The sequence below is a fragment of the Methanosarcina sp. DH1 genome (assembly GCF_020804205.1).
In the GTDB taxonomy this organism is placed as follows: Archaea; Halobacteriota; Methanosarcinia; order Methanosarcinales; family Methanosarcinaceae; genus Methanosarcina; species Methanosarcina vacuolata.
The window spans coordinates 18,079-35,431 of record NZ_WJBJ01000009.1; the positions used below are offsets into that span (position 1 = coordinate 18,079).

Annotated in this window: 13 protein-coding genes and 1 other annotated feature; of the genes, 10 read left to right on the forward strand and 3 right to left on the reverse strand. The window is 40.5% G+C overall.

The features are described from left to right. The first annotated feature begins 103 nt into the window (after positions 1 to 103). The 10 genes from FXW07_RS04895 to FXW07_RS04940 all read left to right on the forward strand — a co-directional run bounded on the left by FXW07_RS04895 (position 104) and on the right by FXW07_RS04940 (position 13,743). On the forward strand, positions 104 to 850 hold the full coding sequence (locus tag FXW07_RS04895) for a hypothetical protein (protein WP_229394475.1): 747 nt from the start codon (positions 104 to 106) through the stop codon (positions 848 to 850). A 981-nt stretch (positions 851 to 1,831) separates the two neighbouring features. After that, positions 1,832 to 3,946, forward strand: coding sequence for a PAS domain-containing protein (locus FXW07_RS04900; protein ID WP_229394476.1), 2,115 nt, complete (start codon positions 1,832 to 1,834; stop codon positions 3,944 to 3,946). A 522-nt stretch (positions 3,947 to 4,468) separates the two neighbouring features. Next, positions 4,469 to 6,253, forward strand: coding sequence for a PKD domain-containing protein (locus FXW07_RS04905; RefSeq protein ID WP_229394477.1), 1,785 nt, complete (start codon positions 4,469 to 4,471; stop codon positions 6,251 to 6,253). Between the two features lie 243 nt (positions 6,254 to 6,496). Next, positions 6,497 to 7,174, forward strand: coding sequence for a pentapeptide repeat-containing protein (locus FXW07_RS04910; RefSeq protein ID WP_229394478.1), 678 nt, complete (start codon positions 6,497 to 6,499; stop codon positions 7,172 to 7,174). 766 nt (positions 7,175 to 7,940) lie between these two features. Next, a complete protein-coding gene (locus tag FXW07_RS04915; protein WP_229394479.1) occupies positions 7,941 to 8,831 on the forward strand; it encodes a phosphate ABC transporter substrate-binding protein in 891 nt (296 codons plus the stop codon). Positions 8,832 to 8,887: 56 nt separating this feature from the next. Next, the gene (gene pstC / locus FXW07_RS04920; protein ID WP_229394480.1) at positions 8,888 to 9,778 is read left to right on the forward strand and encodes a phosphate ABC transporter permease subunit PstC; all 891 of its coding nucleotides are present in this window, start codon (positions 8,888 to 8,890) and stop codon (positions 9,776 to 9,778) included. A 68-nt stretch (positions 9,779 to 9,846) separates the two neighbouring features. After that, complete coding sequence (gene pstA / locus FXW07_RS04925; protein WP_048124104.1) at positions 9,847 to 10,704, forward strand: phosphate ABC transporter permease PstA; 858 nt, start codon at positions 9,847 to 9,849, stop codon at positions 10,702 to 10,704. 55 nt (positions 10,705 to 10,759) lie between these two features. Then, positions 10,760 to 11,536: a phosphate ABC transporter ATP-binding protein PstB gene (pstB, locus tag FXW07_RS04930; RefSeq protein WP_048157264.1), complete on the forward strand. Its 777-nt coding sequence runs from the start codon at positions 10,760 to 10,762 to the stop codon at positions 11,534 to 11,536. 5 nt (positions 11,537 to 11,541) lie between these two features. Beyond that, on the forward strand, positions 11,542 to 12,192 hold the full coding sequence (gene phoU / locus FXW07_RS04935) for a phosphate signaling complex protein PhoU (protein ID WP_229394481.1): 651 nt from the start codon (positions 11,542 to 11,544) through the stop codon (positions 12,190 to 12,192). Between the two features lie 144 nt (positions 12,193 to 12,336). Next, positions 12,337 to 13,743 (forward strand): dihydroorotase, encoded by a 1,407-nt coding sequence (locus FXW07_RS04940; protein WP_229394482.1) that lies wholly within the window; start codon positions 12,337 to 12,339, stop codon positions 13,741 to 13,743. A 304-nt stretch (positions 13,744 to 14,047) separates the two neighbouring features. On the opposite strand, the gene FXW07_RS04945 is transcribed toward FXW07_RS04940, so the two are convergent. From FXW07_RS04945 to eif1A, 3 genes are read right to left on the reverse strand one after another with little or no spacing between them, the layout of a single operon-like run. Next, positions 14,048 to 14,596: a KH domain-containing protein gene (locus FXW07_RS04945; RefSeq protein WP_229394483.1), complete on the reverse strand. Its 549-nt coding sequence runs from the start codon at positions 14,594 to 14,596 to the stop codon at positions 14,048 to 14,050. Position 14,597: 1 nt separating this feature from the next. Beyond that, positions 14,598 to 15,380: a serine protein kinase RIO gene (locus FXW07_RS04950; RefSeq protein ID WP_229394484.1), complete on the reverse strand. Its 783-nt coding sequence runs from the start codon at positions 15,378 to 15,380 to the stop codon at positions 14,598 to 14,600. A gap of 1 nt (position 15,381) precedes the next feature. Next, positions 15,382 to 15,717: a translation initiation factor eIF-1A gene (gene eif1A / locus FXW07_RS04955; protein WP_048157257.1), complete on the reverse strand. Its 336-nt coding sequence runs from the start codon at positions 15,715 to 15,717 to the stop codon at positions 15,382 to 15,384. A 720-nt stretch (positions 15,718 to 16,437) separates the two neighbouring features. Further along, positions 16,438 to 17,262 (forward strand) — a sequence feature (16S ribosomal RNA rRNA prediction is too short). Positions 17,263 to 17,353 lie beyond the last annotated feature (91 nt).

Consider the following 17,353-nt stretch of genomic DNA (forward strand, 5'->3'; position numbering starts at 1 on the left):
AAACAAAACCAACGAAAAAAATAGAGATTGAAGTCAATAACGGAAGTATACTATGAAAGTAAAAACAAAAGTGTTAAACTCAATTTGCCGTTTTACAGCGGTAATGATAGTATTATGCATCCTTCCTGTAGGAGCTTTTGCTTCGGAAAACAAATCTGCATTTACTCCTGGAGAGAACATAACTGATGAAAATTTTACTGTTGTCCAGGCGGAAATGCTTGATTCCATTAGTGAACAAATTTCTGAACTTCAGAGCTTCTATACTAATGTAAGCGAAGCTTCCAGTGCATCTGACCTCCAGGAAGTCTTATCAAATCAGAAATTTGCGGGTATGCCTAATGGAATGAATATGGGACCTGGTGGAATGCCCGGATTATTTGACTTCGCCGAGGTTGAGAACGTAACTGATGATAATTACACTGAGGTTCAGGCCGAAATGGTTAATGTCCTTGGAAATATGACTGAAACACTTAACGGTCAGCTGGATAACACGACTGATGAAAATATGACTGCGATGCTCAGCGAACAGGTAACTGATCTTGAAAACCTATCCAGCGAAATAAGTTCAGCTTCCAGTGCAGAAGAACTGCAAAACGTTGTATTCACCTATTTGCAAACTCAGGCTACTGACTCACTCAAAATGGAAATCGAACACCTTGAAGAGATGGCAAGTGAGAGCGGCAACACAACTGATGAGAATATGAGTGAGGACCTTAGCAGCAGGATCACAGAACTCAATAGCCTAATGGAAGATATCAGCGGAGCAGAGTCCCTCGAAGACCTTCAGGAAATCATATCTTCTGCTCAGGGAATGCCCGGAATGGGAGCTGGAAGCCCGATGCATCACTAAGGCAACTTCCCAATGAACCCCGAATGGATGCTTGAAAACAGTGCTGAGAACAGTATTGAAGCTTAAACTTAGACATAGTTGACAGACTGCTTAAAAAGTGAGATGAAATTGATAAAAATAGGAGACCGAAGATTAAAAAGGAGATGATATGAAGCATCAGATGATATGAAGCATCTCTACCACTCCTCTTTCAAAGCAACTTACAATAGATCCCAAAAAATAAAGGAGATGATATGAAGCATCTCTACCATTCCTCTTTCAAAGCAACCTACAATAAATCTCAAAAAATCAAGGAGATGATATAAAATATCTCGAATACCATCTTAAATAACCAATGATAAATCCCAGAAAATTACACCTAAATTTTGCAGTATTGTTGAATACTAAATTATACCTCCGTGATAAGGTTCAGCCAAATATCTGAGTAATATTTTAGAAAGTCTATTGAAAAACGTAATGGCTGAACCCCTCCATCGCTGAAAGTTTTATGATAACTTCTAAGCCTTTTTTATATTAGCATGAAAATGCTTCCATCTGCAAGCATTTTCTTGGTTGTGCATGTTATTCAAAGAATATCATGTTTGTTTTTAATAGCAGACAATTACAAAATGTGATAATTATTGTGTAAGCCTAAGGTTCCTGCGGACTTCTTGGCAGATCATTCCTTCAGTCGGTCATCGTCTCTTCGGTCCAGCTGGTACATGTCATGTTCCTGCGGACTTCTTGGCAGATCATTCCTTTAGTCAGGTTGCCTTGATAGCGAAATATGCCTGATGAAGTTATTATTTTATATAAATAAAGAAAGGTAATTAATTATAAGATTATGTTTATATAAATAAATCTTTATATTACAATAGAATCATAGAAATTATTCCTGCAAAAAGAATTTTGAGCATTTTTGAGCCAGGTAAATACACTAAATAAAGCAATAATGTTGAGAAGAGAAACTTTTGACTTTACACCTGATTATCAAAGAATAATATGAGTAACAGCAGCAGAATTTCTGGTATTGATATTATTGGGAATGTACCGTGGGGAGTACATTTTTGTCAGTTATACAGGACAAAAGAAGATTTGATGGACATACTTGTCCCCTATTTCAAAGCAGGACTTGAAGATAATGAGTATTGCTTATGGGTCATATCGGAACCTGTAAATGAAGAATGCGCAAAAAAAGCTTTGAAAGTGGCCATTCCCGATATTGATGTTTATTTAAAGAATGGGCAAGTCGAAATTGTTCCCTATACTTACTGGCATGTAGAAACGGATTTTTTAGATCCACAAACAGTATTAAACTGCTTGACTGAAAAAACTGGTAAGGCTCTCGCCAGTGGATACGATGGTTTGAGGTATAGCGGAAACAATTTTTCTGGTCACGAAAAATTACTGGATTCTGTAATAGGCAAGTACCCAATGATAGCTCTTTGCACCTATCCAATTGACAGGTACAGTGCATTTGAAATTCTGGACATTATTGCAAATCACCAGTTTGCTTTGACTAAAAAAGAAGGCAAATGGGAGCAGATAGAATGTTCCTGTCATAAAAATAATAAGGAATGCGAGCAGGTTGAGAAAGCACTGAGTGTGAGTGAAGAGCGGTTTCGTACTCTGGTGACGGCCAGTTCAGAAATGGTATACCGGGTGAGCCCGGACTGGAGCGAGATGCGTTATCTCTATGGCCGGGGTTTTCTTGTCAATACGGAAAGCCCAAATCGTAACTGGCTTTGGGAATATGTTCCTCCAGAAGATCAGATGAATGTGATGGCTGTTATCAATGAAGCTATCCGGACAAAGAGCACTTACGAACTGGAACACAGAGTCCGTCTAGCAGACGGCAGTTTGGGATGGATTTTTTCGCGTGCGGTTCCTATGCTGGATGCGAATGGCGAAATTGTTGAATGGTTTGGTACCGCAAGTGACATCACAGAGCGCAAAAAAGTGGAAGCCAAACTGAAAGACACGCTCGACAATTTGGATAAACTTGTTAAAGAACGTACAGTAGAACTTCAAAATGCTTATGATTCATTGAAAAAGAGTGAAAAAAGTCTTGCAGAAGCTCAAGAAATAGCTCACCTTGGAAGCTGGGAACTGGACTTTGCAAGCAATGAATTTCGTTGGTCTGACGAAATGTATCGTATTTTTGGACTTAATCCACAAGAACTAAAAGTAAATTACGATATCTTCTTAAGTTACGTGCATCCGGATGATCAAGATTGTATGGATAATGCCGCTAAAGATGCATTAAACGGAAAGCCTGCTGATATTAATTTCAGGATAATTCTAGCAAATGGAGAAGAACGCATAGTTCATGCGAAATCTGAAGTTGTTTTCGATGAGAAAAACAGTCCTGTGAGGGTCAGAGGGACAACTCAAGATATAACAGAGCATAAAAAGGCAGAAGAAGCTCTGGCAAAGGTAGAACAAATCCGCATAAAGGAAATTCATCACAGGATTAAGAATAATCTGCAGGTAATTTCATCCTTGCTCGACCTTCAATCAGAAACATTCTTTAACCGTAAAATTTGTAAAACTCAGGAAGTTGTTGAGGCTTTTAGAGAAAGTCAGGATCGTGTAGCTTCAATGGCTCTTATTCACGAAGAGCTGTATAAAGGTGATAATATCGATACCCTTGACTTTGCAGCTTATTTGAATAAATTAACTGAAGACCTTTTCAATTCATATAATCTTGGAAATAAAAGTATCAGGTTGAAGTTGAACCTTGATCAGATATATCTTGGCATGGATACTGCGATCCCTCTTGGAATTATTGTAAATGAGCTGGTTACAAATTCTTTTAAACATGCTTTCCCTGCAGGAAGAAAAGGAGAAATCCAGGTAAATCTACGCAGAAATGAAACTTCTACTGCCCAGATTGAGATGTCCGGTCTAGATGAAGGTTGCAAAGATAGCTTCAATTACATATTAGAAATATCGGATAATGGAAAAGGAATTCCAGAAGAGATAGACACTAAGGGTTCAAATTCCCTTGGGCTCCAGCTAGTACACATTCTTGTTGAACAAATAGACGGTTGTTTAGAAATTAAAAGTGGTAACGGTACGCAATTCACTATATGGTTTAACAATATCGGGATATGAAGCCGCACTTTCCACTTAACGAAGACAGTTATTTATAGCCAGCAACTTTTTGCTTGTATGGTTGGTATTCTCATCATCAACTGTCCAATTAAAAGATTAATGATAATAAACAGTATCTATAAAACTACCTGGTCCATCAGACTTTTAGGCTCCTTCAATTCTCTCAAGTCGCTTTTTAGTAATTTTTCGTGAATCTCTTTATTGAAATTCGGCGAGCCACTTTTAATTTTTATAACATTTCTGTCCTCAAGTATTTTCCATTACAGATAAACTTGTTTTGGTTTCTTTGTCTCCTAATTTTTCTGGTCAATGAAGCCAACTTTTCATATAACTATAAATTTAAATTTATACATATAAAAATTAAAAGAAAAACTTTAATTATAATATACAAAACTTGATTAATGAAATTAAATTTCTGAGTTTAAAAAATAGAGATGGGAAATAATGAATAAAAAGAAGACTATGTTTAAGATAAGTTTAGTTTCAATAGCTTTAATCTTGCTTTTAGTTTCATCTATAGCATTGGCAGCTACTGAAAATGATACCGGAAACTCCACCAAAAAAGATAATTACACATTGTCTAGAGAGTCGGTAACTACTGAGAAAAGCGTTTCACCCATGATCACTGAAACCCGAATAACCACCAGTAGGCATGCACAATATCCTAAGATCTACAATAACAGGATAGTGTGGGAAGATGGGCGCAATGGAAATTGGAGTATCTACATGTATGATCTCTCCACTAAAAAGGAAACTCATATATCTACAAATGAATCAAGTCAGCGTTTTCCTGCAATCTACGGGAATAAGATAGTGTGGGAAGACGAAAGCCACATGCTTCCCTATTGGGACTTATCCGATATACATATGTACGATCTCTCTACAAAAAAGGAAACTCAGATTCCCCCCAATTTTGAAGGAATGGTGGCTGAGGTCGCACCTGCAATCTACAGTGACAAAATTGTGTGGCAAGATCTTTACGATGAGGATTCGGGTGTTTCTGTGTATGATCTTTCTACTAAAGAGGAAACTTTCATCACCGCCGATGCATACTCTCCTGATATCTACGGTAACAGGATAGTATATTATGCCTATCGCAATGATAACTCCGCTCCTGACATTTACATGTATGATCTTTCCACTAAAAAGGAAACTCGGATAACCACCAGTGGATCGGCGGGAAAACCTGCGATATATGGTAACAGAATAGTATGGGCAGATGAACGCAGCGGAAATGCTGATATCTACATGTATGATCTTTCTACTAAAAAGGAAACTCAGATCACTAGCAGTCCAGATCGGCAGAGATCTCCTGCTATCTATGAAAATAGGATAGTGTGGGAGGATGATGGTGGTGATGATGATGGTTGGGAAAATCATGGCATCTACATGTACGATATTTCCACCAACCAGAAAATGAAAATTAGCGCCAAAGGATCAGCATACCAGCCTGCTATTTACGGTAACAAGATAGTATGGCAATATGGGGAGGGATATAGTGAAAACAGCGACATTTACATGGCTACTATTGAAGTATCGCAACCAAAACGACCTGTTGCTGCATTCTCTGCGAAACCTACGTCTGGAAAAGTCCCACTGAAGGTTCAGTTTACTGATAAAAGTAGCAATAGTCCAACTTCCTGGAAATGGACTTTTGGAGACGGAAAAACTTCAACAGTTAAAAATCCTGTGCACACATATAGTAAAGCAGGAAAATATACTGTCAGCTTAACAGTAAAGAATACGGCTGGGACAAGTACGAAAACAATAAATAACTATATAACTGTAAATGCCGCCCCGATAAAACCGCTTGCTGCGTTCTCAGCTTCTCCAAAATCGGGATATGAACCACTGAAGGTTCAGTTTACTGATAAAAGTAGCAATAGTCCAACTTCCTGGAAATGGACTTTTGGAGACGGAAAAACTTCAACAGTTAAAAATCCTGTACACACATATAGTAAAGCAGGAAAATACACTGTCAGCTTAACAGTAAAGAATGCTGCAGGAAGCAGTACGAAAACAATAAAGAACTATATTGTTGTAAACGCGCTGAAAGCTCCGGTTGCTGCTTTTTCTGCAAAACCTACCTCCGGAAAAGCCCCACTTAAGGTGCAGTTTACTGACAAGAGCGCCAATAGTCCAACTTCATGGAAATGGAGCTTTGGAGATAAAACGTATTCAACATCCCAGAACCCTTCACATACCTACAGTAAAGCCGGAAAATATACTGTCAGTTTGACGGTAAAGAATGCAAAAGGAAGTAACACTAAAACAATATCTGGATATATCGTAGTAGCCAAAAAATGAGCAGCTTAAATAAGAAACAGTAAAAGAGGGCAAATCTAAAAAGGAGTGGGGGGTTCTTAAGTTATTCTGTTTAGGAATACAGTAACCATGTGTAACTTCAGGTATACACGAACTGTTTGTAACTGTGAACATACAAGTTTCTGAGTAAAAAATTACGGACCATACTTTGAGAAGTATAAAATATTTCTCAAATATTTCTCCAGAATAGCAATGTTTATTTTAATTTAGAGCAGATTTACTTTCATGGGTATACCGGGGAGAACACACCTTAGGGGAGCTAATCTTATAGGAGCTAAACTTCAAGGAGCGGACTTTCAAGAAGCTGACCTTGTAAAAACTAACCTTGAAGGGGCTGACCTTCGAGGGGCTAACCTTAAAAAAGCAGATCTTCGAGGGTCCAACCTTTCAGATACTCACCTTCTTGAAGGTAAGGGAGCTAATCTTCAAGGGGCTAATCTTCAAGAAGCTAATCTACAGGGAGCCAGCCTTGTAAAAACTAATCTTGAACAGGCTAACCTTGAAAGAGCTAATCTTCAACTGGCTAACCTTCATCTGGCCAATCTTAAAGGAGCTAACCTTAAAAAGGCTAACTTGCAAGTGGCTAACCTTGAGGGAGCTCACCTGCAGGGAACTAATCTTGAAGAGGCTGACCTGTATGGGGCTGGCCTTCAAGAGGCAAACCTTCAAGAAGCTAACCTTAGAGGCGCTAACCTCTATGGAGCAGATCTTCACAAAGCTTATCTTATGAGAGCTGATCTTGAGAAAGCTAACCTTGAAGGGGCTAACCTTACTGGAGTTCATGATTTATCCATTGAGCAAGCTTCTAAAGTAAAAACACTTTATAACGCAAAATTAGACGAGGAGATCCTGATCCCATTAAGAGAAAAATATCCTGCCCTGTTTAAAGGGCCTGAAGAATGAGCAGACATTCTATCTAAATTTCTCCTTATTAGAATTTCCGTATTTTTCTTTGGACCGAATTTTTTTAAAGGTTTCTAACTAATTCTAGCTAGTAAGAGTCTGTATTTTCATCTGTATTTTCTATCTAATTCTAAGCTATTGATGTTCTTTTTAGTGTTATATTGTGTTGTAAACAATGAAATATCACTGTTTTTTTCCTGTCTTTTTTCCAGTCTCCGGATAGCTTTTCGATTCAGCAACTTTTTTGATAAATTCTGAGTTTGCACAGGTACATTTTTAGGAAAGATTCCAATTAATACTGGGTTTTCTGTTGCTCTGGTTGGTTGCCATAAAGTCTAAGAAATTGGTCACTGCGACCCATGGGGCGAATTGAAATAGCCAACGATTTGACGATGGTGCTTGTCCTCTGTTTATATTATCTTATATTGGTCAATGCTCAAAAAGAGAATTAAGTTGAAGATTTGAATGGAAATCTGTGGAAAGCCAGTTTCCGGGCTTCAATCAATTTTTTGCCTGCGATTGGTCTCTTATACTGATTTTTCTTAATGATATTTTTCTCTTTGTCTACTCTCTCTTCTCTCTTTTTCTCCATACTTTATATAGATTATATATACTATACTACTTTCTTTCATATTTTTTATTTATACGTACTTCTCTATATTCTACCAGGCGAATCTTTATATATTTTTCATTTATTGTGCATTATGCTGAAAACAACTTAGACAAATGTAAATTTAAATTATTTAATAATGGAGTATCTGTACACATGGCAAATAAGTTAAAAAAGTATACAATTCTTTTGCTATTGATCATCGGGCTTGTGTTCCTGGGAATTGGGTGTACCGGAACTAAAAATAACGAAGGATCTTCTGCAGAAAACGTTACTGGTGCGGAATCTGAAAGCATTTTCTTGAAGGGTTCGGATACGGTTTTGCCTCTTGCACAGGCTGAATCTGAAGAATTCATGGCTGAAAACTCTGGAAAAAGCGTAACAGTAACTGGAGGCGGGTCTGGTGTTGGGATTGCTGCGCTCATTGATGGTGAAGTAAATATTGCTTCGGCATCCAGAGAAATGACTGATGACGAAATTAAATCTGCTGAAGCAAAAGGAATCAATCCTGTTAAAACTACTATTGCTTATGACGGTATTACTGTAATTGTAAACCCTTCTAATTCTGTTTCTAACCTTACCTTTGACCAGCTACGTGGTATCTATAACGGAAGCATTAGCAACTGGAAAGACGTTGGCGGGGCAGATGCGCAAATTGCTGTAATTTCAAGAGACAGCAGTTCCGGAACTTATAAAGACTTCCAGAAAGACGTTTTGCAAGGCGATGAATACCGACCTGATGCTCTTACTCAGCCTGCTACTGGAGGTATAGTTACTGAGGTATCTCAGAATACCAATGCGATAGGCTATATCGGTTTTGCATACCTTGACAGCAGTATAAAGGCATTAAGCCTGGACAAAGGTAATGGATCTGTAGCTCCAACTGCCGAAGCTATACTTAATGGCTCATATCCTCTTTCAAGGTCTCTCTACTTCTACACCAATGGGGAACCCTCGGGCTTAACAAAGGAATTCACCGATTTTGTGTTGAGTGAGAATGGGCAGAGCATTGTGAGCACTGTCGGGTATATTCCACTAAAGAAGTAAAGCAACTTCTAAAAAACGACTTCTAAACTAAATTATATACTTATCTAAGGGATAAAATGCTAAGCAGAAATTATAAGGAAAAAACAATCGAATGGACACTGTTTTCAGTCAGTGTCCTTACGGTTGTAATTATCTTCCTTATATGCCTTTTTTTGTTTAGAGACGGTTTACTTCTTTTTAAGGATACGTCTCTTATGGATTTTCTTACAGGAAAGTTCTGGTATCCAACGTCTATAAACATGCAGTTTGGGTTATTACCTCTATTTTTCGGATCTCTCATTGTTACTGTCGGAGCTATTCTTTTTGCTGTGCCTCTGGGAATTGCTACTGCTATATATATTTCTGAAATTGCTAATCCAAAGGTTGCAGATTTCCTGAAGCCATTTATTGAAATTCTTGCAGGAATTCCTTCTGTTGTATTTGGATTCTTTGGACTTGTTGTACTGGTTCCACTTATACAGAAAAGCTTTAACCTGCCAACTGGCCAAACTGCTCTTACAGGTTCTATTATGCTGGGAATTATGGCACTTCCTACGATTATCACTATTTCAGAGGATGCCATAAGTTCTGTTCCCAGTACTCTCGAACAGGGTTCACTAGCTCTTGGAGCTACAAAATGGCAGACAATATATAAAGTCATAGTTCCTGCGGCACTATCGGGAATCTCAGCGGCGGTAATGCTGGGTATAGGAAGAGCTATAGGGGAGACTATGACCCTTATGATGGTTACTGGAAATACTGCGGTTATTCCTTCTTTTCCAGGAGGTTTTTTGGCTTCGGTAAGGACAATGACTGCCACAGTTGCGCTTGAAATGGGAGAGGTTCCTCAGGGAAGTACACATTTCCATGCTCTCTTTGCGGTTGGGTCTGTACTTTTCATCATAACTTTCCTGATTAACCTGATTGCGGATTCAATCAAAAAAAGGTACAGATTCAAGGTGGATTGAGCATGGAGCTAAACGCAGAAGTAAAAGAAACCGATAGTAAAGTGTCCAGGATTCAAGGAGGATTAAGCATGAGATTAAACGCAAAGAACAGTGAAAAAATCGCCTTTGCGCTGCTTGGCCTCTCAGCATTGACAGTAATGGGGTTTGTGCTAGTTATTCTTGGTTATATTATTTACAATGGGTATAGTGCAATCAACATTGAGTTCCTTACTGAAATGCCCAGACTTATGATGACTCAAGGCGGGATCTATCCCGCAATTGTAGGTACCTTATACCTCATCATAGGCTCCATGAGCGTAGCCCTTCCCGTGGGAGTTATGGCTGCTATATACCTTAATGAGTATGCAGGAGAAACCCGCACAACCTGGTTAATTGAAATGGCAATCAACAATCTTGCAGGGACTCCTTCTGTGGTCTTTGGGCTTTTCGGGCTGGCACTATTTGTTAAATATTTTGGTTTTGGTCCTTCCCTACTTTCGTCTTCCCTTACACTTTCTCTCCTGATTATCCCAGTGATTATCCGTTCCACTGAAGAGGCATTGATTGCGGTTCCTAAGGAATACCGGGAATCATCCCTTGCACTTGGGGTCAGTAAATGGCAGACAATCAGACATGCGGTACTGCCGGCTGCTATTCCTGGAATCATTACAGGTTCTATCCTGAGTATCGGAAGGGTTGCAGGGGAAACGGCTCCAATTCTTTTTACTGGTGTGGCTTACTTCTTGCCCAGGCTGCCTGATTCGATCTATTCGCAGTTTATGGCGCTTCCTTACCACCTTTTCGTGCTTGCAACGGCAGGGACAAATATTGCAAAAACCAGACCTATTCAATATGGGACAGCTCTGGTTCTGTTACTTCTCGTCCTTTGTTTGAATCTTATAGCTGTTCTGATTCGCAGGCACTACAAAAACAAATTGAAAATTTAACTAGAGTTTTGTTACTAGTAATCTATCAGGATTTATATGATAATGAGGTTCCTAAATGACTGAAGGTATTCAAAACGTATCTCAACCTCAGATAAAAATAGAAAACCTTAATCTGTGGTACGGGGAGAAGCAGGCGCTTATGAACGTCTCCATGCAGATCCCTAAAAACAGTGTAACTGCCCTTATAGGCCCTTCAGGCTGTGGCAAGTCCACCTTTATTCGTTGCTTAAATAGGATGAATGATCTTATTAATAACTGCAGAATCGAAGGTAAAGTTACGATAGAAGGCAAGGATATCTACGGACCAGATGTGGATGTTGTTGAGCTTAGAAAAGATGTGGGCATGGTTTTCCAGAAACCCAACCCCTTTCCTATGTCTATTTATGATAATGTTGCGTATGGGCCGCGTATTCACGGTGCAAACAGAAAAGATCTTGACGGCATTGTTGAACAGGCCCTTCGTTCGGCTGCGATCTGGGATGAAATTTCAGACAGGATTAAGTCTCCTGCTCTCTCTCTAAGTGGAGGACAACAACAAAGACTTTGCATTGCCAGAACTCTGGCAGTAAAGCCAAAAACAATTCTTTTTGATGAACCCACAAGCGCTCTTGATCCTATTTCCACTTTAAGGATTGAAGACCTTATCATGAATCTTAAAAAATATTATACTATAGTAATAGTAACTCATAATATGCAGCAGGCAGCGAGGATCTCAGATTATACCGGATTTTTCCTAATGGGAAAATTGATTGAGTTTGGCCAGACCAGGCAGATTTTTCAAAATCCAGGGGAAAAGAGTACTGAGGATTATATTACAGGCAGGTTTGGGTGATTTTAATGACTCGAGAACAATATGTGAAGCAGCTGGATCTGCTTAAGGAGTCTGTACTTTCTCTTGGAGAAACGGTAGAACTAATTTTCCGGGACTCGATGACTTCAGTTATAAATCTCGATGTCAAGCTTGCTGAAAAGACACTTGCCCTTGAGCCTGAAGTGGATAAACTTGAGGAAGGTATCGAGGTCTCGGTTTTTGATCTGCTTGCACTTCAGCAGCCGATGGCCAGTGATCTCCGGCTTGTAGTATCTACTCTGAAGATCACGGCAGATCTGAGGAGAATTGTGGGGTTATCAATAAATATCGCCAAAATTCCGGGAAGAATAGAGGGCGAACATGTAAAACCACTTATAGATACAAAAAAAATGGCAGATATTGCCGCAGTTATGCTTGAAAATTCTCTCAAGGCTTTTGAGACTCAGGATGTCGAACTTGCAAGAGCAGCAGCAAGAAGGGATGAAGAGGTCGATAAACTCTTTTACGCAGTCTGGGTCGAGCTGCTCGAAATGATGGCAAAAGATACAAGTATCATTTCGAGAGCCACAAATTTACTTTTCCTGATCCGTTATCTTGAAAGAATTGCAGACCACTGTTGCAACATATGTGAAAGTGTAGTTTATCTTGCTACGGCTGAGAGAGTCAAACTGAACTGAACAGGCTTTTTTCTTTTTCATTTCTATCTTTTTCATTTATTCATTTTCTTTTTCACTTTTTCATTTCTATCTCTTTTTTAACTAACCATTCCCTGTTCTGTCTGATGTCAGGTTTTAAGTACGTTTATAAGCATATAGACGCCCATGCCTGACATTCTTATCAAAAATACAAGGATTTATTATAATAATTCGCTTCAGTCTGCCGAGATCATTATTGAAGACGGCAAAGTTACCAGGATAGGAAAAGATCTCAGGGTCTCAAGCTCGGATATGATAATAGATGCAGGCGACGCTCTTACTTTACCTGCCGGGATTGATGTTCATGTCCACTTCAGGGAACCCGGCATGACCTCAAAGGAAAACTGGTATACAGGTTCGTGTGCGGCAGCGGCTGGGGGAGTTACAACTGTTATTGATCAGCCTAATACTGTGCCTCCCACAACAGACCGGCGGGCGTTCGAACAGAAACTTAAACTTGCCAGAGGAAAGTCCATCGTTGATTTTGGAATCAATGGTGGGGTAACAGGCAATGTTGAGAAATTAGAAGAACTATGGAACCTGGGGATCACGGCTTTTGGGGAAATCTTTATGGCCGAGTCTACAGGCGGGCTAAATATTAATGAAGAAACCTTTGAAGAAGCACTTGCTGAAATTAAACGTCTTGGGGCGCTTGCAACTATCCATGCTGAAGACGAGAAAATGCGCCTTGAGCTGGAAGGGCTATTAAAAGGAGACATTTCTTATGAGTACCATTCAAGGGTACGCCCTAATGCGTGTGAGGCGGTTGCTGTTCAAAAAGCCCTGGAGCTCGTTTCCAAACTAAAAGTAAGGGCTCATCTTTGTCACATGAGCACGCTTGAAGCTACAGGTATTATACGAAAGGAAAAATACCTTGCAAGAAGGGAAAATAAAGAACCTCTTTTAACCTGTGAGGTTACTCCTCATCACCTTTTCCTTTCTACACGAGACTGGGAAAGGCTCAGGTCTTTTGGAAAAATGAATCCTCCTCTCCGGGGAAGTAACAGTATTAAAGCTCTCGTAAATGGGATTAACGATGGCACTATTGACATGGTGGCTTCGGATCATGCCCCGCATCTGGAGTCTGAAAAAGATGCGAATATAAGAGTCGCTCCTTCAGGAGTTCCCGGGGTTGAGACCCTTATGCCTCTTATGCTTGCTGCAGTAAGAAAAAATATCCTGCCGCTTTCACGGATGATTATGCTTACAAGCTGGAATCCGGCAAAAGCCTTTGGGCTGGACCGCAAATCCAAAGGACGGCTTGAGGTAGGTTTTGATGCAGATCTGATTATTGTAAATCCCCGCGAGCTTCGTCCTATAAAAGCCGAATTCCTTCACAGTAAAGCGGGCTGGACTCCCTTTGAAGGTATGGAAGGAGTTTTCCCTGAGTATACTCTCTCCAGGGGTGAAGTGATCTGGATTGAGGAATCAATTAATGCAAAACCTGGGCGGGGTAACTTCCTCGAAGGTAGAGGAATACTATCCGAAGAGGACGAAGAAGAACTGGAAGAAACTGGTGAAACTCAGGACTAAGAACCAGATTTTGAACAAGCCTGGTGAGATACTTTACATGAAAAACGCACATGATATTCTTCGAATAACATGCACAATCAACGAAAGTGCTTGCAGATGGCAGTACTTTCATGCTAAATTTTAGGTGAGATATTTTAAGTGAGAAACTTTAAGTGAGAAACTTCGAGTGAGAAGCTTTAGCTGAGAAGGTTCAGCAAAAGCGGAAAACTGCAAATCAGTTTTCCAGAAAAGTTAAAATAATATTATAGGGACCTTGAAATATTTATATAATATTCTAAGGTCCTGCAGATTTCATATTATTCTTTTAAAAAAAGTCAACCGAGTCTAACTGTGACTGCAACAGTTCCTGATGCTTTTTTTCCAGGAATTTGTAGACTGCACCGTGGGTAGCTCCGTCGAGCAGCATCCTTATAGCTGTCCGAATTATAGTGTTCTGCTCAGGGTGCCCAAGTATGGATACGGTTTTTCCGTAGACTGATATCTTAACGTTTATCAGGGTTTCTGCAAGTTCTCTGGTTCTTCCGTTTCTTCCTATTATCCGGCCCTTTATCCGTTGAAGTTCTTTTGGAGTTGTAGCAACGTCGGAAAGATCGATGATCTCAAGCATAAGCATCTCATCATCAAGAAGTTCAAGAGCTTTTTCTGGACTGAATCCTCTTCCTATCGCTTTTATAGTTTCGAGAACCCTGAACTCTTTTAGTGGATCTTCTTCACAGGTAATGTCTATCTTTCCGCTTTCGCTATCGATTTCAAGCTGGCACGCAGTTTTGTCCTCGATAAGCTTTTTTGTTTCTCCTTTCGGGCCTATTATTACTCCGACTCTTTCTTTGGGGATTTTGACATACTGAGTCATGTTATTCCGCCTGTATTTTTTTAAATAGCTCTTCAGGTTTGTCCTTTATTCCATAGCGGCTGAAGAACCTGAGTATATTTTGCACGTCCCTGTAAAGGAACTCCCGGGCATTAGGATGCTCCAGGGTTACGGATTGTCCCATATCGATAAATATGGGAGTCAGGTTATTCGGGTCGATCAGGATATTGTATTCACTTAGATCGGCATGTACAAGATTTGCTTTTTTATATAGGAGACGCATGTATTCAACGATGATATCAAAAATACTCTTTGCTTCCTCGTTTTCAAGATGCGTGTTTTTGAGGAGCGGGTACGGTGCCTCTTTTTCCCCCATAAATTCCATTATAAGAATATTCTTCTCGGCAAGTATAGGCTCCGGAACTCGGACTCCTGCACTTTTGGCACGTTTCAGGTTCTGAAGTTCCTTGCGTGTCCATGCAAAAATAATATCTCGCTTTTTATTTCGGATGTTTGTGAAGCGAGGGTCCTTCATAATGTAGGCATCCATGGCCCTGAAGGTGCTGCTTGCAATCCTGTATATTTTTATAGCCAGCTCTTTATCTGGGCCTTCGGCATAGAATACGTTTGCTTCCTTTCCAGTACTGATAGCTCCCCCCAATGCTTTTATTACGCCCTTGTTGGAAAAGGTATAAAGAATTTTAAGGGTGGGTACATCGAATACGTTTTCTTCTACTTTCAGCCGGTCGGAGTCCTTCTCCCTGACCCTGGATTTATCTTTAGCGCTATCGATGCGCCTTATCTTCTTTTCCTGATCCATTCCCATATTATCCTTTCAGGTACCCTTTCCTCTCAAGCCAGTCTACCTGCGGCCTTGTATACTTCCAGATCACATCTGCCTTTTCGTTCTGGAACTCCCAGGGCACGACAATAACGACGTCTCCCTCTCTTATCCAGGTCTTTTTCTTCATCGACCCTGGAATCCTTCCCATACGAACGACCCCATCCATGCAACGGAGTCTCAGTCGGTTTGCACCCAGTAGACTCTCAACGGTTGCCAGGATTTCGTTATTCTCTCTGCGCGGTGTGCGTACTCTTGTAACGGTTTCTTCAGTTGCGGGCTTGGCTTTAGATGTAGGTTTCTTTAAGTCTGCCAGTTTGATACCTCATTATGTGTAGTTTATATTATAGGTATATTTTTTATTTTTATACACTTAAATCCCTTATATATCGTTTTTTCGAGTTTTAAGGTTATTTGTCTTGCAGCTTTCAACTTTCTGCTAATATTTTAATGCTGCGCTTTTCTATTCTCTTTTTCTCCGATCTTATTATTATTTTTTTCTAAGTAATCGATCAGGCGACAGGTATATATATCGGATATTCCTTTGTATGTTCCACGCGCAAAACAAGCGTGGATTGCTCTTGAATTTGTGATTTGAGAGTGATAATCAGGAATTTTACAAAACAGATTTCCATTATTTATTTAATTTGTTTTTCACAAATGTTCCTGAACAAAAAGCTTTATATACTAAAAATGATGTATATGTGTTCCCTGTTTCAGCATGAATTTCTTGTGCTGGGCGGTTTTTCTCATAGTCATCTGGTTAAGGTTCCTTCTTAATTTGAAAGGAAATAGATACCTTTAAATACTATGAGCACATAACTATAATTTCCTGCATCATAAATGCAGCAATTACGATTCATTTATAATGGAGTCAGGAGTTGTTTCCTGACTGACGAGGATTTTGTCGGTTCGGTTAATTCTGGGCGGTGAGAGTTTTCATAACATATCATCGCGAAACTGAATAACTGAATTGATAGTTGTTAGTGCAAGTTTCTGCGACCAAGACCTTTATTTTGAAGTGTGCGATACATTAACAATTCTGGTTGATCCTGCCAGAGGTTACTGCTATCGGTGTTCGCCTAAGCCATGCGAGTCATATGTTCTTCGTGAACATGGCGTACTGCTCAGTAACACGTGGATAACCTGCCCTTGGGTCCGGCATAACCCCGGGAAACTGGGGATAATTCCGGATAACGCACATATGCTGGAATGCTTTATGCGTAAAATGGATTCGTCTGCCCAAGGATGGGTCTGCGGCCTATCAGGTAGTAGTGGGTGTAATGTACCTACTAGCCTACAACGGGTACGGGTTGTGAGAGCAAGAGCCCGGAGATGGATTCTGAGACATGAATCCAGGCCCTACGGGGCGCAGCAGGCGCGAAAACTTTACAATGCGGGAAACCGTGATAAGGGGACACCGAGTGCTAGCATCATATGCTGGCTGTCCAGGTGTGTAAAATACACCTGTTAGCAAGGGCCGGGCAAGACCGGTGCCAGCCGCCGCGGTAACACCGGCGGCCCGAGTGGTGATCGTGATTATTGGGTCTAAAGGGTCCGTAGCCGGTTTGGTCAGTCCTCCGGGAAATCTGATAGCTCAACTATTAGGCTTTCGGGGGATACTGCCAGACTTGGAACCGGGAGAGGTAAGAGGTACTACAGGGGTAGGAGTGAAATCTTGTAATCCCTGTGGGACCACCTGTGGCGAAGGCGTCTTACCAGAACGGGTTCGACGGTGAGGGACGAAAGCTGGGGGCACGAACCGGATTAGATACCCGGGTAGTCCCAGCCGTAAACGATGCTCGCTAGGTGTCAGGCATGGCGCGACCGTGTCTGGTGCCGCAGGGAAGCCGTGAAGCGAGCCACCTGGGAAGTACGGCCGCAAGGCTGAAACTTAAAGGAATTGGCGGGGGAGCACAACAACGGGTGGAGCCTGCGGGTTAATTGGACACAACGCC